19 protein-coding genes, 1 tRNA gene and 1 pseudogene are annotated in these 22,600 nt (G+C 37.4%); 11 read left to right on the forward strand and 10 right to left on the reverse strand.

All coding sequences use genetic code 11. The features are described from left to right. The 3 genes from K322_RS21070 to K322_RS0108315 all read left to right on the forward strand — a co-directional run. Positions 1–199 (forward strand): hypothetical protein (locus tag K322_RS21070; protein ID WP_035331728.1); only part of this gene is annotated, 199 nt, incomplete at its 5' end. A gap of 342 nt (positions 200–541) precedes the next feature. Next, positions 542–1,030: a pyridoxamine 5'-phosphate oxidase family protein gene (locus tag K322_RS0108310; protein WP_026626470.1), complete on the forward strand. Its 489-nt coding sequence runs from the start codon at positions 542–544 to the stop codon at positions 1,028–1,030. After that, positions 1,027–1,518, forward strand: a complete 492-nt coding sequence (locus K322_RS0108315; protein WP_026626471.1) for a metallophosphoesterase family protein — start codon at positions 1,027–1,029, stop codon at positions 1,516–1,518. The genes K322_RS0108310 and K322_RS0108315 overlap by 4 nt, the downstream gene beginning before the upstream one ends. Before the next feature lie 67 nt (positions 1,519–1,585). On the opposite strand, the gene K322_RS0108320 is transcribed toward K322_RS0108315, so the two are convergent. From K322_RS0108320 to mutY, 10 genes are all read right to left on the reverse strand, one after another. Continuing rightward, the gene (locus tag K322_RS0108320) at positions 1,586–2,803 is read right to left on the reverse strand and encodes a DUF6051 family protein (RefSeq protein WP_026626472.1); all 1,218 of its coding nucleotides are present in this window, start codon (positions 2,801–2,803) and stop codon (positions 1,586–1,588) included. A gap of 40 nt (positions 2,804–2,843) precedes the next feature. Then, positions 2,844–3,785, reverse strand: a complete 942-nt coding sequence (locus K322_RS0108325) for a GNAT family N-acetyltransferase (protein ID WP_026626473.1) — start codon at positions 3,783–3,785, stop codon at positions 2,844–2,846. Continuing rightward, positions 3,760–4,668 (reverse strand): sugar 3,4-ketoisomerase, encoded by a 909-nt coding sequence (locus K322_RS21155; protein ID WP_026626474.1) that lies wholly within the window; start codon positions 4,666–4,668, stop codon positions 3,760–3,762. Before K322_RS21155 ends, K322_RS0108325 begins: the two co-directional genes overlap by 26 nt. Then, the gene (locus tag K322_RS0108335) at positions 4,653–6,038 is read right to left on the reverse strand and encodes a murein hydrolase activator EnvC family protein (protein ID WP_035331730.1); all 1,386 of its coding nucleotides are present in this window, start codon (positions 6,036–6,038) and stop codon (positions 4,653–4,655) included. The genes K322_RS21155 and K322_RS0108335 overlap by 16 nt, the downstream gene beginning before the upstream one ends. A gap of 24 nt (positions 6,039–6,062) precedes the next feature. Beyond that, positions 6,063–6,914, reverse strand: a complete 852-nt coding sequence (locus K322_RS0108340) for a DUF4292 domain-containing protein (protein ID WP_026626476.1) — start codon at positions 6,912–6,914, stop codon at positions 6,063–6,065. An 18-nt stretch (positions 6,915–6,932) separates the two neighbouring features. Further along, positions 6,933–8,690: a tetratricopeptide repeat protein gene (locus K322_RS0108345; protein WP_026626477.1), complete on the reverse strand. Its 1,758-nt coding sequence runs from the start codon at positions 8,688–8,690 to the stop codon at positions 6,933–6,935. A gap of 166 nt (positions 8,691–8,856) precedes the next feature. Then, entirely contained in the window at positions 8,857–9,288 is a 432-nt protein-coding gene (gene dut / locus K322_RS0108350; RefSeq protein WP_026626478.1) for a dUTP diphosphatase, read from the reverse strand. 282 nt (positions 9,289–9,570) lie between these two features. After that, entirely contained in the window at positions 9,571–10,476 is a 906-nt protein-coding gene (locus K322_RS0108355; protein WP_026626479.1) for a DMT family transporter, read from the reverse strand. Further along, the gene (locus tag K322_RS0108360) at positions 10,473–10,964 is read right to left on the reverse strand and encodes a low molecular weight protein-tyrosine-phosphatase (protein ID WP_026626480.1); all 492 of its coding nucleotides are present in this window, start codon (positions 10,962–10,964) and stop codon (positions 10,473–10,475) included. Before K322_RS0108360 ends, K322_RS0108355 begins: the two co-directional genes overlap by 4 nt. Before the next feature lie 47 nt (positions 10,965–11,011). Next, positions 11,012–12,094, reverse strand: coding sequence for an A/G-specific adenine glycosylase (gene mutY / locus K322_RS0108365; RefSeq protein ID WP_026626481.1), 1,083 nt, complete (start codon positions 12,092–12,094; stop codon positions 11,012–11,014). Between the two features lie 168 nt (positions 12,095–12,262). Between mutY and K322_RS0108370 the strand changes: the two genes are divergently transcribed. The 8 genes and pseudogenes from K322_RS0108370 to K322_RS0108405 all read left to right on the forward strand — a co-directional run bounded on the left by K322_RS0108370 (position 12,263) and on the right by K322_RS0108405 (position 22,313). Continuing rightward, positions 12,263–12,335, forward strand: a tRNA-Lys gene (locus K322_RS0108370). 365 nt (positions 12,336–12,700) lie between these two features. Then, entirely contained in the window at positions 12,701–12,991 is a 291-nt protein-coding gene (locus K322_RS20235; RefSeq protein ID WP_026626482.1) for a hypothetical protein, read from the forward strand. Further along, positions 12,943–13,836: a T9SS type A sorting domain-containing protein gene (locus K322_RS18960; protein ID WP_157279400.1), complete on the forward strand. Its 894-nt coding sequence runs from the start codon at positions 12,943–12,945 to the stop codon at positions 13,834–13,836. The genes K322_RS20235 and K322_RS18960 overlap by 49 nt, the downstream gene beginning before the upstream one ends. Positions 13,837–13,848: 12 nt before the next feature. Then, positions 13,849–16,806 (forward strand): RHS repeat protein, encoded by a 2,958-nt coding sequence (locus K322_RS0108385; protein WP_084158542.1) that lies wholly within the window; start codon positions 13,849–13,851, stop codon positions 16,804–16,806. A 3-nt stretch (positions 16,807–16,809) separates the two neighbouring features. Further along, complete coding sequence (locus K322_RS18965) at positions 16,810–20,307, forward strand: DUF6443 domain-containing protein (protein ID WP_051290712.1); 3,498 nt, start codon at positions 16,810–16,812, stop codon at positions 20,305–20,307. Between the two features lie 17 nt (positions 20,308–20,324). Next, positions 20,325–20,690, forward strand: a complete 366-nt coding sequence (locus K322_RS18970) for a hypothetical protein (protein WP_035331732.1) — start codon at positions 20,325–20,327, stop codon at positions 20,688–20,690. Between the two features lie 222 nt (positions 20,691–20,912). Beyond that, positions 20,913–21,689 (forward strand): annotated as a pseudogene (locus K322_RS0108400) (RHS repeat-associated core domain-containing protein); the annotation flags it as partial. A 108-nt stretch (positions 21,690–21,797) separates the two neighbouring features. After that, positions 21,798–22,313 carry a hypothetical protein gene (locus K322_RS0108405; protein ID WP_026626487.1) on the forward strand — a complete coding sequence of 172 codons (516 nt, stop codon included), beginning with the start codon at positions 21,798–21,800 and terminating at the stop codon, positions 22,311–22,313. Positions 22,314–22,600: the final 287 nt, after the last annotated feature.

Consider the following 22,600-nt stretch of genomic DNA (forward strand, 5'->3'; position numbering starts at 1 on the left):
TCAGTCGTTGAAAAATGTTCTTTTAAATTATGCTATTTACTACGCGCAATCAGAGATTGCTTGCGGCAGCCTACAAAAGGGTCTGTGCCCCCTCGTCCGTCAGGTTTTCGACCTCGGTGGAAGCCCGGGGTATCCGCTGCATGAAGAAAGCGTTAAAAGACAAATAGATATCAGCGATAATCATTTTTATTTGTCTTAGCTTTCGAGAGCTGAGCGGGTCGGGTTGGAGACGCAGTCTTGATCTTTTGTTTCGTTTTGCATCAAGGCAAAATGAAAAACAAAGCCGGGAGGCTGCGTTAGAAAATAGATGAACTTGAAAGCATAATTGAAAAGAACGTTTTATCAATCTAACTACTGATTGACATAATTTATAAAAAAGGTAACAAAAGTTACATCAAAATAACTCTTCTCGCATGGAACTTTTTTCTCTCATTCTGAACCTTTTCTCTATAGATAAAAAAGGATGCCAGTCCTCAAAGATAGCGAAATATTTATTTTAAGTTTCGTACCTTTGTTATGAAACAAACTATAACTCATAGCAATGGTTACAATCACTATAGAAGAACGGGAATTTATCGAGAAAACAATCAGGGAATGTAAAGAATGCTTTGCCGGTATGATTGATACCGAAGGGCTGCCCTATGTCATACCCATGAATTTCGGATACAAAGATGATGTGGTTTATCTTCATTCGGGACCTGAGGGGAATGCCGTGAGGTCTTTGACTGCTAATCCCGATATTTGTATCACATTCTGTACCGACTCGGTAATTACTCATCAGAACGAGGAGGTTGCATGTAGTTACAGGGTACAGGGCAGCAGTGTTATTTGTAGGGGGAGGGTAGAGTTTGTCGAAGATTTTGATGAAAAGGTCGAAGCTTTAAATATATTGATGGAGCAGTATACCGAACGCCCTTTTAAATATTCTGATCCTGCTGTCAGAAATGTAAAAATCTGGAAAATAAAAATAGATCGTATATCCGGAAAAATATTTGGTGTTCCATATAAAAAATCCCATGAATACAAATGAAAAAGATAGGTCTGCTTTCTGATACCCACGGATATTGGGATGATAAATTCAAAATTCATTTTGCTGAATGTGATGAGGTCTGGCATGCCGGAGATATTGGATCATTGAGTCTTACTGCTAAGTTTGAAGCCTTTAAGCCATTCAGGGCAGTATATGGCAATATAGACGGGGCAGATGTGCGCGCGGCTTTTCCCGAATTTCTGAGATTCTACATTGAGGGGGTTGATGTCCTGATTACTCATATCGGAGGATATCCCGGAAAATACGATCCTCGTGTTCGGGCGATTCTACAAACAAAACCTCCTAAATTGTTTATTTGCGGACATTCTCACATACTGAAGGTAATGTATGATAAGAAATTCGGATGTCTGGACATGAACCCCGGAGCTGCCGGTAAGTATGGATTCCACAAAGTGAGGACTTTACTTCGGTTCGTCATTGATGCGGGGAATATAAGAGATCTGGAAGTGATAGAATTATCCGATTAAGGTCTCAGAACAGAAATTAGGGGGAGAGGTTTTACTTCTCCCCTTTAGTATGAGGTAGAGTTGAATCCTATTTCTGAAGAAAATCACAAACCAGATCAAATGTTTTAACGAATTGCCGTGTTACTTCTTCTTTTATATTTTCGAGAGCCGGAAACGGGTCTTCATGTGTATATTTGTACGGAAACTCCAATGTATCTACACGGATAGGAATATCGCGGTTTGTACCTTGCAGGGTATTGATAACTTCATAAGCCGGAACTACAGTATCTTCACTTAGAGTAATAGCATATATCCGTTCACTCATTTCCCTGAACTTTTGTTCCCGATAGCGGGTCAGAGTTTTGTAATTGAGCATACTTCTGAAGTTAACACCTTCGGGATGTATTTCGCTCAGATAGTGGCGCAAAACTTCGTCCCGCTTCATATGGCTTTCGAGATGTTCAACCACATAAGAATATAAACTCACATTAGCTTCACTGTCGAGTATAAACTTAGATACGGGCGAAAGTCGATTAAAAACAGCACCTCCGCAAAATGAGATAAATCGGGAATTAGAAAAGTAAGCATCTTTGTTCGTCATCATCAGAATCTCAGATAGAAAACTTCCGATAGAATAAGAGAATATATCGAAACCGGCATTCTTGTCGATGTATGGATGCTTATCGTCTTTAATTTCAGTAACCAGATCTATTACATCATAATAAGTTTGCAATCCCGACCATATAAAACGCTGTGGTTTATTGTGCAGGCGGGTACTTATCGCAACATTCGAAAGACTTGATCCGATAACATCCGGATGCCTTTTCTTGCGTTGCTGGCTTATAGTGTACATTTCACGGGTGTCACTCCATATGGCAGGAGCACGATTCATGTGGAATGCTATAGGAAATAAGATAACCGATTTTCCGGTTTTCTCGACTATGTAACGAGCCCACGGAAGATACTTATTCCAATGTTTTTCATTAAACCCATGAAACATAAGCACCACACCCTTGGTTTTGGCTTCGGACTTAGGCATAATCATGTGATACCTGAATTTGATATTTTCAAGTATTTCCGCATCCCTTTTGTTCAGCATCTCCTGAATAATATCAGGTTCGCAATCTGGTTCAGCACCTAATGGGTATTCGTATTCGTCCAGATTACCTGCTCCGCCTGGAAGGATAAAACGGTATTTGGACTCGAAATTGAAGTTTCTTAATATTGTTTTATCGTCAATATCGACCTCGTTTTCATCATATGATTCGATGTCTTTGAGGTGTTTATATAAATCAATGTATTCCATTTTTAATATGTTACTAATATCAATGAGTAGGTCTGAGACCTTATAACTTTATTCTGTAAGTATCATATACAATACCTCTGGCTCCGAACCCTTCTTTTTGAGAGATTAATCCTTCGTTCAGAATTGTTCCTCCATGCTCTGTGGAAGTTCCGAAATCGAAGTGTTTACATGCCGATTGAGCTTTTTGGATCAAGTGGTCAAACAGATAATCTAAAGCACCCTGCTGTCTTCCCTCTTCGGATGCCGATATATACTGGATATGTACAACTCTATCTGTATCGAAAGCCACACATCCTCCAATCGTCTGGTCTCCGTTCTTAACCTCAAACAGTCTGATCTGAGCCGGAAATTTTGATTTGAGATATTCTATTTCAGCCAGAGAATGTACAGGCTCTGCATTATGCCTCTGCATAAGATTAGTCTCGAGTATCTGCCAGAACATAGCAAAGTTATCACTTTCCGAGATAGACAGACCCTTATTTTGTGCCTTTTTTATTCCTCTTTTTCTTAGTTGTGCATAACTGATTGAGGTATCATAGTATATACACGATGAGATGTTTCTGCTTATAAGTTCGGCTTGGTTTCTATAGAGAGCGTATAAGTCTTCTTCCGAAGGTATCCGGTGATATATATGTGGAATAGGTTTGTATATAAACTCTTTAAATCCCTGCTCGGAAAGAAAAGCTTTTAGTGTACCGAAAAGGTCTAGCATAAGTGATGCCGACATACTTTCGTTAGTAATTATGCCCCCATAGGTTAATCCTTGATGCGAGTATATTGAATCGTGATTTATACTGTTTGCCGGAAGTAATCCTATTATCTTACCTTTTATTGTGAAAATCAGAGAGAAATCAGTTATTCTATCTTTATGGTATTCGATAAAGTCTCTGTGCATGAGGAATGTGGCATTTTTCGAAGATTTTACGAATAGATCCCACTGTATAGATGATTCTTTATTATAGATTGCTGGTTTTATTTCCATAAAGCTGCTTATAATCACTGTATTTGCGAATATAATCCTCTTCTGTATATCTTTCTGATGCAAGGACAAGGCAAATTGCTCCCGAAGAGTAATTAAATTCTTTAGACCATATACCCGGCAATATATGAATTCCTTCTGTAGGACGGTTCATATTTACTTTCTTTTTTTTATTTCCATCATCAATTTCGATGTCGAAACTGCCCGATGCAGCTATGATAAACTGATGGCAGTGCCTATGTGCATGTATTCCTCTCTTTTTTCCATAAGGAATATCATATACAAAAAAGATGCGTTTGACATCAAAGGGAATATCTACCGAATTGTGAATCGGAGTAAGGCTACCCGCTCTATTGTGCTGTATAACAGGCAGACTGATCGTATTACAGTCTTCGACCGAACTGTATTGAATATCGGCAGGTATAATCACTGACTGATGAGGTTGAGGGATTATAGCCGGATTCGGAATATCATTCTTAAGGTATTGTTTGAATTGCTTAAAATTGCGTATGTATTCGTCCGGATCATAACTTCCGGATGAGATTACGAGACATACCGAGTTTGTAGAGAAGTTGTCTATATGTCTCCACATCAATGGAGGCACATACAGTGCTTTGTATGACCTGTTGAGGGTGTATCTGCGTTCTTCCTTTCCGTCATTTAAAACTATATCGAAACTGCCCGAAAGGGCAATGATTATCTCATGCTGTGTTTTGAAAGCATGGCTTCCCCGCTTTCGTCCTCCCGGAACGTCATATATCCAATATATACGGGCAATACTGAAGGGGATATCTCCTCCTTCTTCAAGAAAAGAGAGATTACCTCTTGCGTCTTCAATTTTGGGTAGATCGAACAGGTATTCCGTATGTTTTATTTTCTGAGCCATGGTTCGGGATTCAATTTGGTTGTTCCCTGCCAAAGCTGGAAGTGCAGCTGTGCACTGCCTGTATCCGAATCGGTATAAATCTGACCGAGAGCCTGTCCTGCTGTAACCTTTTGCCCTTGTCTTACGCTTATCTGTTGTATGTTTCCGTAGAACGTGTAGTACCCGCCATGCCTTACGATGATACAATTATTATATCCGGGAAATGCCACAATACGGGTAACTTCGCCATTGAATACAGCTCTGGCCTGCGCTCCGGGCTGTGCTTGTATATCAATACCTCCGTTGTTGGTGGTTACTCTGAAGCGGCTATGTTGATGGGTTCCGAAACGTCCGATAATACTGTATCTTCCGGTTACCGGCATAGGCAGTTTTCCTTTATTAGATGCAAAATTAGACGAAAGGGTAAAATTTTCTTTTGTCACTACCGTTTTGGCTGTACTCAGTTCTTCCACCTCAGGTATGTCTGTATCTTTATCCGGCTCCGGTTCTGTTTTGGTCTCGGTTTTTTCTTCCGTTTTTGTGGTTTTATTTGCTCTTTTTGCCGCCTCGGCTTTTCGTTTGGCTTCCTGTTCGGCCCGGCGTTTTGCAGCAGCTTCTCTTTTCGCTTTTTCCTGAGCCAGACGGCGTGCTTCACGCTCCTGTCTTTCTACTTCCTGTGCAATAAGCTTTTCGATCTGGGCATTCAGATTATTTGCCTGTTTTTGTTTGGTGGTCAGTATATCCTGTAGTTCTTTTTGTTTTTTTCCGGCGTCGTCTACTTCTTTCTTATGAGTTTCTTCTTCTTTTTGCAGATTTGTTTGTTCTTTTTCTCTCGAAGACATCAGAGAGAGTTTATCGGCTTTTGATTTTTCGAGGGCTTCTCTTTTTTCCTGAAGGATTCGCTGTTTTTCCCTTATATCTATGATTTGCTGGTTTCGCCAATCTGAGTAGTCTCTCAGGTATTTCATACGGCGAAGAGATTCTCCCAATGATTTTCCCGAAAGGACAAATAGCAATTTATTCATGCCTTGCTTTCTCAAGACAATACTCTCAAGAGCCTTAGCGTATGATTTCTGCTGATCTTTTAATTTTAATTCAAGGTCTTTTATTTCAGCCTGTGTGATAGCCTGCTGCCTGCTTATTGCGTTTACTTCATCACCGAGAAGAGATATTACCTTCTGGCGGGAATTGATTTGTTCGCTCAGCATATTTATTCTGTTTAGCAGAGTCGACGTGCTTTTTTTCGTTTGGTTTAGGAGTAATGTTGTATTCTCTATCTCACGTAATGCCAACTTTCGCTTATTCTCCAAATCTTTTATTTTATTCGTTTGGGAAAAAGCCGATAGTACCGAAAATACTAATATTGCAGATAGAGTTAAAAATGATTTCATTTTTATTTATATAGGTCTATGCCCTTACTTTATGTAATTCTTTAAAATATCCAGAACCGAAACTTTCTCGTATTTGCTTGGCAGGCTGTTGTCTATAGTTAATTCCTTATCGAACTCTAAAGACGAAAACGCCATATTTAGTTTCACGCGTTTCTTTTTTACCGTAACATCTGCCTGCATCAGTGATGGATAAGTATATCCTGATTCTTTGATAAAATCTTTGTAATTCCAAAGCAAAGCATATTCATTGGATGTTCCGCTAATATTAGTAGATGTTACTCTGTCGTTTGCATCTATAGAGAAGTGGTACTGTATGCCTTTCTTATCTTTAGTCAACAGATAAAATAGTCCGCCTTGCATTGTTATGCTGAAAGAGTCATAATCTTTTTTTTCAACAGTATTTTTTCCGGGAACGAACAGTGCATTTGTAAATAATGCCTGCATATTATTGAAATTGAATTGTATGCCTTTTTGCTTGCCCAATTCTCCTATATTTTCTGCCGCATATTTTTTTGATAAACGGTCTATTACAAATACTGAATCGGGGGTAATATTCAATCTGAATACTTCCGAATTGATAAAAGGAGCACGCAGAGATAATTGAATTTCCTGATCTTTAATCAATTTCAGTTGACTGTTTACTTTCATGCCCGAAGTCTGGTCACCTCTCATTAGTTCGAGGGAGACTTTGCCGCTGATTGTTTTATAATTGATTTGTGCAGCCAATGCGTCATCGAGGAGCTGCTCCTGCGATTTCGCAGCCACAGAACCGTCTGTAGATATAATATTCTTTTTGCTTCCGCAACCGCTAAATGCAATAGCTAGTAGTATTGCAAATAGAGCCTTATGTATAAATATTCTGTTAGATGTTCTCATCTTTTGTAAAATACGTTCTTACTTTGTGGATTCGGCAATATATGTTTTCGTCTCGATTTTTTTCTCTAATGTTTTGGACTCGGATCCTTTTTCTTTTGCTTTTTGCCAATATTCAAGAGCTTTCTCTTTTTCGTCGGTCATATATAATACATCTCCGTAGTGTTCAAGTACTTCGGCTGAGATTTCTTTTTCTTTTTCAAGACTGTATTTAACCGCACTTTCAAGATAAATTTTGGCAGTTGTGTATGCTCCCTGAACGAATAAAACCCATCCGTAAGTATCAAGATATGTAGGGTTTGTCGGCTCAGCCTTGATCGTTATACTGCTCATGCTCTCAGCTTTAGTCAGATCTTTTCTTTTCAGCGAAAGATAGTAGCTGTAATTATTCAATACTCCCAGATTCTGAGGATTGTATTTAAGAGCCATTTCGTAATCGATAAAAGTGCTGTCTTCGTTATTCAGCTCATGATATATATTGCCTCTCTGGCTGTAAAATTCCGAAAGCAGATTGGCATTAGATGGATCGGCAAACTCTATTCCTTTGTTTATTGTGCTGAGTGCTTGCCGGTATTCTTTTTTCTGGAATTCGCCGATAGACTGATAGAAGTAGAAAAGTGCTTCTTCAGGAAGATATGATATAGCCGATTTGCAGACACTGATAAGCTCATCTATGCTGTCCATATCTGTCGATTGGAGCAGCTGCTCCCAACCCATTGGATTTGTGGGGTCAGACTCGGCATATATACGGTATTGGAAGTTGGCTTCTTTCTTTTTGTTCTGAACCATCAGCAAATTTCCGTATAGCAAATTGAATTTAGCTTCCTGCGGATATTCAATCATCAGAGAATCCAACAGTTTATTTGCTGGCTCCAGATCTTGTTTATTTTGTTGCAGGATACCGATATATTGAGTGAGCACGTTGATCTTGGTATCGGCATCGGTCTTCGAGTTAAAAAGTGAAGCTCGAAGTTCTTTCTCTGCGGCTGGCTGGTCTCCTATGGCCTGATAATAGTTAGCCATCGAAGTTATAAGGAATGTATCGTTCGGATCTATCGCTTTAGCCTTGTTGAATGATGCCAGAGCTTCTTTATTTTTACCGTCTTGCAGGTATAAGTTACCCAATAGGATATAGTAACGGATATCTCCCGGATTTTTATCGATATACTTTTGTACTTCGGCGTAAGCCTTTTTCTTATCGTTCAGAGCCGAGTATAGTTTAAATTTCTGGATGGTAATTTTTTCATTCATTCCCATTGTCCGTTCCAAGTCATTGAGGGCTTCAATAGATTTTGTGAAATCTCCGTCCAGACGATATACTTCCGATAGATACATATACAGTTCTACCTTCATCGGATTTTCATTAATCAGTTTCTGATAAATGGCAGCTGCTGTCTTGAAATCCTGTTGTTCGATAGAGCTGCCCGCATACGCCATATTGTAAAAATAATTGTCGGGGCTGTATTGTACGGCTTTTTTATAGAAATGGTAAGATTGGTCTTTATCCTTGAGAGAATTATAAAAATTACCCATCTCGAACAATACATTTGCATTGGTCGAGTCTATTTTCATGCAATATTGCAGATAGTCATATGCTGAGGTATATTGCTCCAGAGATTTGGCGTTCATCGCATCGTAAAAGAAGTTGTCGAACTTGCGTCGGTCTTCTGTTGATAATTTGTCCTCACCGGGAGCTGTATTTACTTTTTGGGCAAAAACAAAAGAAATCCCCATCAAGCAGGCTATAAAGAAAGATACCGAAATTTTAATCTTTTGCATAAAGTAAACATTAAGGTCTCAGACCTCTTTTATTAATTAATCAAGTATAAACAAATATAAATGTATCGATAGCTATTACTCTCAAAAGCGCATCATTAAATATCTGCTTTTACCTGCAAAATTTATAGTTGTGTGTAGTATAGCTCTTTATATGTGAATGGAGCACTTACTTTCCGGTATGGCCGAAACCTCCTGCTCCTCTTTCTGTTTCATCGAGATTGTCTGTTTCAACCCATTCCACCCGTGCATGTGCGGCTACGACCATTTGACAGATCCGTTCTCCGTCTTTAATAACAAAAGGATCGTTAGAAAGGTTGACCAGAATGACACGAATTTCGCCACGGTAGTCAGCATCTATTGTTCCGGGAGAGTTTAGTACGGTCAGTCCATGTTTTAAAGCCAATCCGCTGCGGGGTCTTATTTGGGCTTCGTATCCTTGCGGGAGTTCAATATACAATCCTGTCGGGATTAATGCCCGTTCAAGGGGTTGCAATGTTACATCACTCTCGATATTTGCTTTCAAATCTAATCCTGCCGAATATTCAGTTGCATATTCAGGTAGTGTATGGCGTGACTTATTTATAATTCTGACTTTCATCGACGATAACTTTATTTTTATATTAAGATTTCAGACCCTTTTATTCAATTACATCGGTCGTTTATCGCGATTCGGCAAAGTTCAAGTAAACTTGACTCTGCTCTCACTGCTTTAAACGTTGCTTTGGTAAGCAAAACGACCAAAGTGCGTCCTGTATAGAAATATATCATTAAATACTTTCTATTACTTATACTTAATTAATTAGACCTGTCGCCTTAATTTCTATTGCGAAATTAATTAATTCTTTATCAAAGATAACCGAATTTGGTAAAATCTTAACGTTTAATGAGATTTTGACGGCTTAAGATAAGAAATATTCATTATTACTACTGCTAAAAGTATCAGGATGATACCCAAAAGCTGAGAGATATTTATCTGTTCGCCTAATACTATCCGTGCCATAGTTACTGATACAGGTAATTCGATGGAAGCCAGAATGCTGCCCAATCCTATACCGATAACAGGGATTCCTTTTGTAAATAGCAGGGGAGGAAGTACCGTTCCGAATAATGCGATGGGGATTCCCCATTTCCACAATACGCTGGGATCAAACTGATTGAATAACGAATATCCCCAAATAAGTGTAACCACAGTAGCCGATCCGGCAATGATATATAGAGAACGGCTTAAAGGAGGATATCCCGTTGCCACATTGTTCGATACAAGCAGACTGACCGAATACGATAAGGCAGCCATCAGTCCCCAGAATATTCCGCGCCAGTCTATGTCAATGTCTGACGAAAAAAGATTGGTTGCCAGTATTGTCCCTGCCAATACTATTATGATTGCGATGATTTTATTGGGTGTCGGTTTGTTTTTATTGATGACAAAATCTATGACAGAACCAATCCAAACCGACTGCATAAGCATGACAATACAAACCGAAACCGATGTATATGTTAATGACAAGTAGTAGAATGAGCTTGTGAGACCAAATGGAATACCGCCCAGCATCAATTTCCATTTTTGAGCAACCGGTATTTTTCGTTGTTCAACCTGAGGTTTTGCAACATTGCGTCCCATATTAAAAAATAACAAAAGAAGTAAGCCTATAAACGATTGAGAAAAAGTTAATTCTCCTGTAGAGTATCCATCTTGTCCACCAAGTTTTACCATTACTGCAAGCACTCCGTACGAGGCTGCTCCCATTGATACAATAAATATCCCTTTTATAATTTTAGTATTCATCTAATATTTTGGTTTTCCTTTAAATAACTATATAAACCTTCGCAGGCATCTTCAAGTAAATCGAGAACTAATTCAAAGCCATCAGCACCCATATAATAAGGGTCGGGGATATGGTCATATCCGTATTCCTTTGAAAAATCGACCATTCGATGGACTTTTTTCTGTGATTCCAGATCAGGGCTTAGCTTCATGATGTTATCATAATTGTTGTCATCCATTGCTATGATCAGGTCGAAATCATCGAAATCGTCTGCTGTAAATTTCCGTGATATAGAATCGAACTTATACCCCCTGCGGTTTCCGTGACTACGCATCCTCCTATCGGGTAGATCCCCGTCATGGTATCCTGATGTTCCTGCAGAATCGACAGCAATAAAATCGGTCTGATTATTCTCTTCTATTATCTTTTTCATAATACCTTCTCCGGCCGGAGAACGACATATATTTCCAAGGCAGACGAAGAGTATTTTATATTTGTTTGACTTCATGCTTTTTTGACAATTTGTTAGTAAAGTAACGACAAAGATACAATTTATTAAGAAAATAAAGTCGGTTTTCCTTGTTGCTCGAAATATCTGTCGACAAGACGTGATATTGCATAGTCTCCGACAGAAGAAGTTGAGGTCTTGATATATTTATCTTTTAGCTCGGTATCGTCTGTAATTTCTATTCTGTAAAATCGGGCGTAAATAATACGGTGAGACAGTACGTGTTTCATCGAAAAACTCATAGGGTGGATCGAAATTGTTCCTACATTTTGTAAAATAGCATGAAAAGTTTCAGTATTCTGAAGTTCTTCTATTGTAATATCCTTGTCAGTCTCAATCAGTGGCAATTCGTAGAGGTTTTTCCATATATCGTTACCTGTCCGTTTGTGGAGATAGGTATTTGGACCGAAATGAATATCCAGATAATTGAAGAATCGCTCTTTTACCTTTGTTTTTCCTTGTTTGACAGGGTATAATGATACTTGTTTATGAGACAGAGCCAAGCATCTGTCGGCAAGAGGGCAGATAGTGCAATCGGGGGATACCGGAACGCATTGTATAGCCCCGAAATCCATAATAGACTGATTGTATTCTCCGGGTTGTTCCTTGTCTAGTAATTCATTTGCAAGATCTGTGAATAATCTTTTTCCGGCAGATGTATCTATTGGAGTGTTAATTGCGAATAGCCGTGATAGCACGCGGAACACATTTCCATCGACAACAGCATAGGGGAGGTCAAATGCAAAAGATGCAATAGCTGCGGCTGTATAATCACCGACACCTTTCAATGAAAGGATATCTTCGTATCTGTCGGGGAATTTCCCTCCAAAATTATCTCTTACCTGCTTGGCTGCTGTGTGAAGGTTACGGGCTCGGCTGTAATAACCTAATCCCTGCCACAATTTAAGAATTGTATCTTCGTCAGCATTAGCTAATTGAACAATGTCCGGAAATGTTTCAATAAATCGTACATAGTAGTCGTATCCCTGAGCAACACGGGTTTGCTGCAAGATAATTTCGGAAATCCATATTTTAAAAGGATTTTTTGTTTCTCGCCAAGCCAGCTCTCTCTTGTTCAGGTTATACCATTCGATTAAGGTTTGGCTGATAAATAGTGAATGCTGATCCATAGATAGTTACTCTTTTTCTCTTTTAGTTGAGATATACAAAGATACTTATAAGATATGGATGTTTTATAGAATTTATTTATTAATGTGATGTTTGTGATAAGTATTTTTTTATAGAAAGGTTATTTTAAATAAATATTTTGTTTTACTTTTGTGCTACCAAAAACAAAAGACTCCGTAGCTCAGTTGGTAGAGCAAATGACTCTTAATCATTGGGTCGAGAGTTCGAGCCTCTCCGGGGTCACTTGGAAAAAGCAATTACAGAAATGTGATTGCTTTTTTTGTTTTCATTCTATTCATAGAATAGATGTATGATATTGTCTTAAGTAATAAGGCTCTACTTAGCAGAAAGACTTCGAATAGGCACTTACTCTATTGAAAATAGAGTCATACAAAAGAAGATCCTAACATTCTGGAACGTATTGGTTTTATCCGAAAAATAACATATATTTACAAAGCAATCTAATTTTACAAAACATTAAAGACATACACTAGACCGATTAATCATTATTTTCAATCATAAAACATCGTTTAGACTTGATTCATTGGAGTAGTCACAATGAACAAAACTATAAATACAAACTTGAAAACAACTAAAATATACAGTATATGGAGTTTCGCTTTACTGCTATTCTGTTATTGTCCATTCCGCTGACAATAACAGCGCAAATCGTACAACGTTATAACAGTCCCCGTTCCGGCGATGAAATAATAAAACAGCAGGTCGAATTTAAAGATCCCGGAAGAGAAGGAGAAAATGTCATCTGGGATTTTGGAAAACTCAAATCCATTAATAACCGGTACTCTCTGACTTATTCTTCTCCTGATCTATTGGACAATCCTACTATATATTGGGACGTGACACCATACAAGCTAATAATGATTCTGTCCGGTATCTGATCGGAACAGAGCACAGCACCATGTATTATCTACAGGTAAAAGATAACAGCCTGTATGTTCTGGGTCATGAAAATGCGACGACTTCCCTGAAGTATACACCTTCACTATTATCGATGGCATATCCTACTAATTATAACGAACCGCATCAAAAGCAATACCAGTCAAAAGGACTATATTCATGTCGTATCCCTTTCGAATCACAAGGAGAAATTAAACAGACAGCTGATGCTTACGGTGTAATGATTCTTCCGTCAGGAGATACTCTGAAGAATGTCATGCGGGTAAAAACCATACAGACCATCAAGGAGACCATTTATGATGTCAATAACAATATAAACACAGTCTTGAATATGAATGTCGAGAACTATAAGTGGTTTTCGAAAGGGTATCGTTATCCTATATTTGAAACGATAAAGACAATCCCTCAGGATTCTACTGCTAATGAATTTTTGACGGCTTTTTTCTTTCCTCCTCAGGAACATTTTTATTTGGATACAGATCCTGATAATCTGGCAGTGTTGGATAGTTTATGGAATATCGATCATAAAATACCGGATGTGACAGATCCAACCGAAGAACAGCCCAATGCAAATCTGTCTTACAATTTCTATCCCAATCCGGTCGAAACCACGCTTACCGTAGAGTATTACATGGAAAAACCGTCCTCTGTTACTATTTCATTGTATAGTCTTGAAGGTCGGCTTATAAAAACTATAGTTAAACCTATTTCATCCAGTGGAGTATATAGTGAACAGATCGATTGTTCATCCTTAGCTAAGGGTACTTATATTATAAGTATAGGTACGGGTTATAAAGTGTATTCTGATAAAATGATTAAGAAATAGAGTGTTTTTATTATGAAAAAGTATTTATTAGTTAGTTACATCTTATTGTTGTTTAATATTATGTATTTACTATCTTCAATGGGCAGCAGTCTTAAAGCCGACAATTATACTGTTGAAAGTCCAAAAGTGATTCCTCCAACGCCCGAAACTGCTAGCTTATTTAGATATTTAGAGAATTCTCTAGACCATTCTAGAGGAGCATTGACTATTGATATACCTGTATATGAAATTCAGTATGGAAATTTGAGATTGCCTATAACACTAAATTATGATGGCAGTGGAAGACATACTTCGGATATGACTGGTGCTATTGGAATAGGATGGTCTTTAGGTACAGGCGGTGCCATATCTTGTATGATTAAAGGTAAACCAGATTGGGTTTGTCCTGTAGATTCAGGGAGAGTCAAAAAATTAATAGATTATAAGACTAAAGATAAACCTCTGGTTTATTCCGAATTAATCAAAGAACTGTACTCCGAAAATAGCAATTATGATACAGAGTATGATATATTTAACTATTCAATAGCTGGGTTCTCTGGAAGTTTTATACTCTCTAATTTTGATATTTTAAAGATGGATAATAATCCAATTTCTATTTACCGGAGAAATACTGATTTTGTGATTGTTGATGACAAAGGGATTCAATATAAGTTTATTGCAACAGAGCATACACATATGTCGAAATATGGAATTCAACCTGTAGGATGGTATCTTGCAAACATTACATCTGCTGATGGTATATATTCTATATCGTTTAAACTGAAGAGTGGTAAAGCTAATATTAAAGCAATAAGTCCTGTTGAAACTTTAGAGATTGTCGACCAAATAGAAGATCCTAGAATTTCAGGAGCTTATAATACCATGATGACACCTGTTGTAAGCCGTTCTAATATTGAATATGAAAGGAAAATCATAGAAGAGATTCAATTTGGAGATAAATCTCTATTTTTTGAAAGTAATGATTCCAATATCGTCAAAAAAATTGTGGTTAAGGATAATAGCTCTGTAGTAAAGCAATTAAGTTTAAAACATTCAGTTTTGGATCAATTGTATTTTGATGGTTTTTTACAAATAAATTATAAATTAGATGAGGTCATATGGCAAGATTCTAAAGGGAAAGACATTGAAAAGTATAGACTTGAATATAATCCGTCTTCTTCTTTTTTTGGTTCAAATATAGATTGGTGGGGATTTCGCAATGGCTCAAATAGTCAGAGTGTATTTCCTCCTATGAATATCAAACGAATATCTTTTAATACGGGTACAACTAGTACTATTAATACTATAATAGGAAATAGTAATCGTAAGCCATCTTATCAGGAGTGCTTAAAGGGAAGTTTAAAGAAAATTATATATCCCACAGGAGGATTCTCTGAATTTGAATATGAACCTAATTTGTACAGCCGAATAGGATATGGCCAACCTACTGTTGATAAAGAAGGAGGAGGTATTCGTCTGAAAAAAATTGTTACATCCGATCAAAATTTGAATCAAATAACTAAAACATATGACTATGATTCCGGCATAATTAAATATGATCCAAATCGATTAGTAGATAATATGAGTGAGTCTTTTAGTATTAATTACGAGGATAAATCTAGCCAAAGTTTTGTCGTATCATATGCATTTCGTCGTCGCATATTTTCGTCCGAATTTGGTTCGGAATTATCCTATTTTGGAAACCTACCAGTATTTTATGAGTCGGTTACTGAATATACGAATATCTCTAAAGATCAGAAATTTAAAACAAAATATACATATACTAATAAAGATGCCAATACAAGTACAAGTGAATGGCCTATTCCTAGTTATCCAAATCAAGGAGACAGTTCCCCTTATTTTAAGGGACTAAGATACTATCCTTTCAGTCATGGGACTAACCAGAAATCATACGGCTCTTATTATGATTATTTCTGGAAGCAGAATTATTTAGTTAGTCAGGAAGATTTTGGAGTTAATGAACTAGGAGAATATAAACTGATAAAAAGAACATCCTATAATTATAATTACACTCCGGAAGCCTATTTTCATTGTGCAATATTAACATTAAATGTAGAGCTACCTTATGCTAGCTATGAAACTCAGTCTTTAGAGTATGCTTGGCAAAATATTTTGCTAGATTCATATGGCAAATTTCCACTATTTATCCATCCTAGTTATATTTTAGTAAAAGGAAAGACCGAATTAAAATCAGTATCAGAAATAACATATCAGGATGGAGGAAACATTACATCTAGCAAGAATTATACTTATAATGAACAGTCTTTACCTGCTAAAATAGAAATAACCAATAGCGGGGGCCGTACTTTTACTGAGACTATGTTATATCCTATTGATTTTAAATCAATATCTCCTTACAAAGAAATGGTAACTCAAAATATATTGTCTTCGGTTATTAAACAGACTAAAAAAAATAGTCTAGAAGAATTGGTTTCAATAGAAAAGGCATATCGACAAGAAGGATCAATGTTTCTCTTAGATAAAGTTGCTTCCGGAAAAAATAACGCTTTAGAAACTCGCCTTATTTACCACAATTACGATCTCTTCGGCAACCCTCTTTACATTTCTAAAGGTGATGCGGATAAAATAGTTTATCTGTGGTCTTATTCCGGTCAGTACCCCATTGCCGAGATAAAGAATGCCAGTTATGCCGATGTATTAGCAGTTGTGAAGACCGTTTTTGGTGTATCTGATATTGATGCACTATCTAAGCTAGTAGTCCCCAATGAGAAGACTTTAAAAGGAGATAATCTCCAAAAAGCCTTACCTAATGCTCTCATTACCACCTACACCTACAAACCCTTAGTGGGCATGACTTCCATGACTGATCCTCGGGGGGGAACCACTACTTATGAGTATGATTCATTCGGACGATTATCCAAAGTAAAAGATGCCAATGGCAAAGTAATCAATACATATGATTATCATTACCAAAGACCATTATCATTAACACCAATAATCAATCCTTGATTTATGAAAAAACAATTAATCATATATACAGCGTTATTGAGCAGCCTGTTTGTTTATTCGCAAGGAGAGGTCACATTATCCTCTGCTTATACCGGAGGGTCAGTAACAGCCTGCAGCAAGATCAGTCTTAAACCGGGTTTCTCTTATAAAGCCACTTCCGGTAAAAATATCAGTTTGAAGGTGTCCCCTTCTACCTGTGACCCATTCGAAGGGAAAGATATAGATGCCATGGCTGCCAAAGAGCAGAATTATATCCGAACTAAAACTTACCTCAAAGAAGATCAGAGCCGTTACCTGGACGAAATCCAATATTTTGATGGTTTGGGACGTCCCATTCAGGTTGTACAGCGAGGTATTACTCCCGGTGCAAAAGATTTGGCTACATATCAAAAGTATGATGAAGTCGGACGCGAATCTATCGCTTGGTTACCGGGTATGATAGATGGGAATAATGGAAAATTTGTTGTAGAATCGATTGTTGCAGACAAATCGAAGATAACCAATGCAGATACCCGCCCTTATACAGAGCCGGTTTATGAAGCATCTCCACTGAACCGTATAACAGCGCAATTTGGTCCCGGGGAGGCATGGAAGAGCAACCCTGCGAAAACCGAATATCTGGCTAATGACCAGACAGCCTTATTGTCGTGTCTGCTCTACACGGTAACAGGTACACGTCAAGCTCCCACCCTTAGTTCACCTACAAAATATGCAACAGGAGAACTTTATGTTATAAAAGTAACAGATGAAGATAATAATCCATCGTACGAATTTAAAGACAAACTAGGGCAGGTTGTATTGACCAGGCAAGTTGCCGCAGGAGTCAATTACGATACCTACTATGTATACGACGATTACGGAAATCTATGCTTTGTAATACCTCCGCTGGCTGCCGGAAAAAACGATGCTGCTACTCTTAACTTATATGCTTATCAATATAAATTTAATGATCGTAACCTGTGTATCAGTAAAAAACTGCCCGGATGCGACTGGATTTACTATGTCTATGATAAAGCAGACCGATTAATTCTGACTCAAGATGGAGAACAAAGAGGATCTAACAAATGGAGTTTTACCAAATATGATGATTTCGGGCGGATTATCCTGACAGGTATAGCGGCTATCTCCGGTCAAACCCATGCATCATTACAAACAACATATAAAAGTGTAGTAGTAAAAGAGACGCCTAATATAAATCAATCATATGGATATACATGGAGTACTTTAAGTGAGGTAACCTCTAGCTCGGTATTGACAGCCAATTATTACGATGATATAGAGCGAATACTAAGTCGTAGTACAGACTTTAAAACCAAGCTATCCTATTCTGCTCAATCTGGATACGGAACAAAGCACTCTTCCGATAAGGGTTTATTGGTTGGAACACGGGTAATGTATACCGATGAAACAGGGAATGTTGCCGGAGAAATAACAACGGCGATGTATTACGATATAAAAGGGCAGCTTATTCAAACTCAAAGTATCAATCATAAAAACGGAACAGAATCGGAATATATAGCCTATAACTTCACGGGTCAGCCTACCCAAAAGAAACATATTCACAAATATCCGGGATTAGATGATCAGACCGAAACTTATACTTATGAATACGACCATGCAGGACGTCTTCTGACTACTACACACAAACTAAATACAGGAGCAGCGGTTATTTTAGCTCAAAATACGTATGATGACCTTGGTCGGTTGAGTTCGACAACAGCAAATAATCAGACTGCTCTCAAAACAAACTATACTTACAATGTCCGTTCATGGACAAAATCGATCAGCAACCCGCTATTTAGCCAGACCTTGTATTATAACGACCAAGTGAAAGCCCATTCCTACGGTGATTACCAGCCATCGTATACCGGTAATATTTCGGGCGAAGAATGGAGTATACAGGGCGAAGCCAAACGAAGCCACCGTTTTAAATACGACGGACTGTCTCGCTTGATTCATTCCGCATACAATGGAGTCGTTTCCGGAGGAACTTATAATACCGCATACACTTATGACAAGCATGGCAATGTACTGACATTGGTTCGCAATTCGGGAACCAAAGGTGCTATTGATAATCTGACCTTCAAATACGATGGTATGGGAAATCAGGTTAAATTTATAACTGATGCTTATACAGGATCGTCATACTCTAATATAGCAGATTTTAAATACAATAAAAATAATACAGCTCCGTATGCCTACAATAAAAATGGGGCAATGAGTTATGATCCCAATAAAGGGATGACCGTTGTTTACAATCCGTTGAATCTTCCTCAGGAGTTACTAATCAACAACGAAACAGCGAGGGGTAAAAACTATTATAGCTATACCGCAACAGGAGTAAAATTGAAGGTGAGACATCTATCGGATCCTACACTACAGACTGTACCTGTTACCGGAACGTCTGCCGACAGCAAGTATCAAGTAAAAAATACAACCGACTATATCGGCAATAAGATTTACGAAAATGAAGTCTTAAACAAAACTCTGATTGACAATGGATACATAGAAGGAAATAATTACTATTTTTACATCAAAGACCACTTGGGTAATAATCGTATAGTGGCAAGTGCTGGTGGCACGGTTGTTCAGCGGAACAACTATTACCCTTTCGGTATGTCATTCGGAGAAGAAACCGATGCAGAACAGGGAAAGCAGAACTTTAAGTATAACGGCAAGGAGCTGGATAAAGAGCATGGCTTGAATCAGTATGATTATGCGGCGAGGTTTATGGATCCGAGTATAATAAGGTTTACAAGTGTGGATCCCCATGCTGAGAATTACTTTAGTTGGAGTCCGTATGTGTATGTGGGGAATAATCCGATGAAGTTTATTGATCCTGATGGAAAAGATTGGAGAGATTTCTTGAATGGTATTATTGATGGAGCAAAACAAAGAGTTGATAACATTGTATCTGCTGTAAGTAATCCTGGAAAAACTCTTGAAAATACTCTTAAACCAGCCGGATCTGTAGATCAAGTGATCTTAAATGCAGCAGATAACGCCTCAATGGGTACTGTATCTACTGTTATAAATACAGGTCAAGCGATGTATTCCGATATAAATGGGGGAGACGGTTCTGCAACAGGTCAGTTAATTGGTAGAACTGCTGTTGATGCGGGCGTTGCTGTAGCGGCCGGGAAAGCGGGGGAAGTTGTTGGAAAAGGAGTGTCTGCTTTGAGTAAGGGAGCGCAAGGAATGACACAAGAGGTTAATACAATAACAAAAAATGCTACATCTACAGTTTCTAAAAGTGGAAATGGAATCTTTACTGTAACTAAAGAAGGCGTCATTTTACCTAAGGGTACCAATATACCGGCAGGACTTGTTGAAAATGTAAATCGGAGTGGCAGTTATGGGACAATGCAAAATGGTAAATTTGTAGAAAAACTGAGGATTGATCCTGCGACAGCTCCTGGAACGAAAGGGCCAAATGTTAGTCACTTTCATATAGATGGTGGAAGCAAACACATATTCGATATTAGTAAATGGCCTAAATAAAGATAATAATATATTGTATGAAATTTGAAGATTATAATTGGCATGATAGTATTATAAAACTTATTAACATTGACAGGACTACTCCTGGTATAAAGGATGTAATAATTTTTGAAATAGAAAATTTAGATGGAAATAAGGATCTGCTAGAGTTTGAAGATGTATATTGGGCAAATCTAAATCTAAATTGGGGAATAGTCTCGGAAGATAGTGTATTAAGAGCTAATGTTTTAGATGAAAATAATTCGGATTTAATTGATTTTTATTTAAGATGGAAAGGATTGATGAATGACGTGGATTTGAGAACTTATCTAATAGAATTAAATTCTACAGGAAGTCTGATAAAAATAATTGCAAAAAATTTTAAAATATCACCAATTCTTTAGTTTTTTCTCGTCCCCTCGGATGGCATATCCGAGGGCTTGTAAACAAGGATTTGCAATCCTTCCTTTGGTCATAATTACATTTCATTTATCTATACATAAAGCGTTCTTTAAATAACGAAGCAACATTTTAATAAAGGAAAAGTAGACAACAGCAGAAATGCAATTTTCGTGTAACCTTTGTTACCTTTTGTGGTTGTTTAGCGGAATAACTATTATCCTTTCGGTATGTCTTTTGGTGAAGAGACGGACTTAGAGCAGGGCAAGCAGAACTTCAAGTACAACGGTAAGGAACTGGATAAAACACACGGTCTGGATCAGTATGATTATGCGGCTCGTTTTATGGATCCGGGGATGATAAGGTTTACGACGGTCGATCCCCATGCTGAAAATTACTTTAGCTGGAGTCCGTATGTGTATGTGGGGAATAACCCGATGAGGTTGGTGGATCCGGATGGGAAGGATTGGTGGAGTACGAATGATCCTAAAGAGATAAATAAAATTTGGACTATTCTTGCAAGTAACAGAGTGTCTAATAATGAATTTTCGACATTAGGTGAAAATTTTAATACATCATTATGGGATCATGTTTCCGATCAAAATTTTGTTGCTGGATTATCGATTAATGATGAGAATCAGACATTTTTCACGAGCTATGTATCCAAGGAAGGAAATGATTATGTTGTAAATGGAATCTCTATTTCAGCGACAAGTTTTAATGAAAACTCAGCTTATGTTGAATCAGATTTATATAAATCGTATAAAAAATCTTCAGGTCGAATAGATCCCATAAATATAGAATTTGCAATAGCAATGCCTTTAACAAGTTCTGGATGGAAGGCTGTCGAAGGTTTAGTTAAATTCCTTTGGAATACAATGTCTGGAGGTTATAATACAACTAATGCTTTTGATGCAGGAAAAAGCGGTTTTGCTTTTAAAGGAGGTAAGCAATCAGCTCGAGATGCATCCATAAAGCAATATCCTACTGCATTTCAGAGGTAGTATCATAAGTTCGACAAAGAAGGAAAGGTTGACGCCACAAGAGAAGAGCTAAAAGAATTATACGATGTATGGATGAGCCTTGGAAAACCAACTGTAAAATAATATATTATGAATAACTATTCAGAACACGAAAAACTATTAGATGATATTATCGAATATAAAGAAAATGCAATAAACAAATTATTGACTATTTTGTCAACTGAGGATGATCCTTGTCTTCTTAATAAAGTAGCTTTTGTCCTAGTTGACCACTTCAAAGATGACAATATAGCTACAACTCTCGAAAAAAGGATAAAATCTCAAAATCTTAGAAATAAGAATGGAACTTTATTGTATTTATTAGGAGAATACACAAATGATAAGAAATATCTTATATTCTTACTGGATTTAATCCTCGAGAATAATAATGACGGAGAAATCTTTATGTCGGCCTATAGTATGATTATAAATTTGCATCCACCTCTTGATATAGAAGATATCCTAAATGCATTACACCGTTTAAGGCAAGAAAAATCAAATCTAGATAATAGTCCAGAAAGGATGTTGTTAATACATTCACTTTTAAATTATTTTGAGGGACAAAAAGGTATAGCCGAATTTTATCAGCAATTTAATGCAGACTAATCTATGTGTTCCTCGGGATTTATAATTTTTCTAATATATATTAAAAATAATAAAGATGACATGTTAATTTTATCTGTCTAAAGGGTTCCGATGAAATTTATTGATCCGACGGGAATGCGGATTAATGATTCTTTTAGTGAAGAAGGAAAGTTTTTTGGAAGTGAGAACTCTAAATATTCTAATAAAGTTTTCGTCCCCTCAGATATGCCATCCTTTCTTTGGTACATAATTACATTTTATTTATTTATACCCAAAGCGTTCTTTAAATAGTAAAAAAAGCGATTCAA

Source organism: Indolivaga capnocytophagoides DSM 22835 (assembly GCF_000426485.1).
Taxonomy (GTDB): domain Bacteria; phylum Bacteroidota; class Bacteroidia; order Bacteroidales; family Dysgonomonadaceae; genus Dysgonomonas_A; species Dysgonomonas_A capnocytophagoides.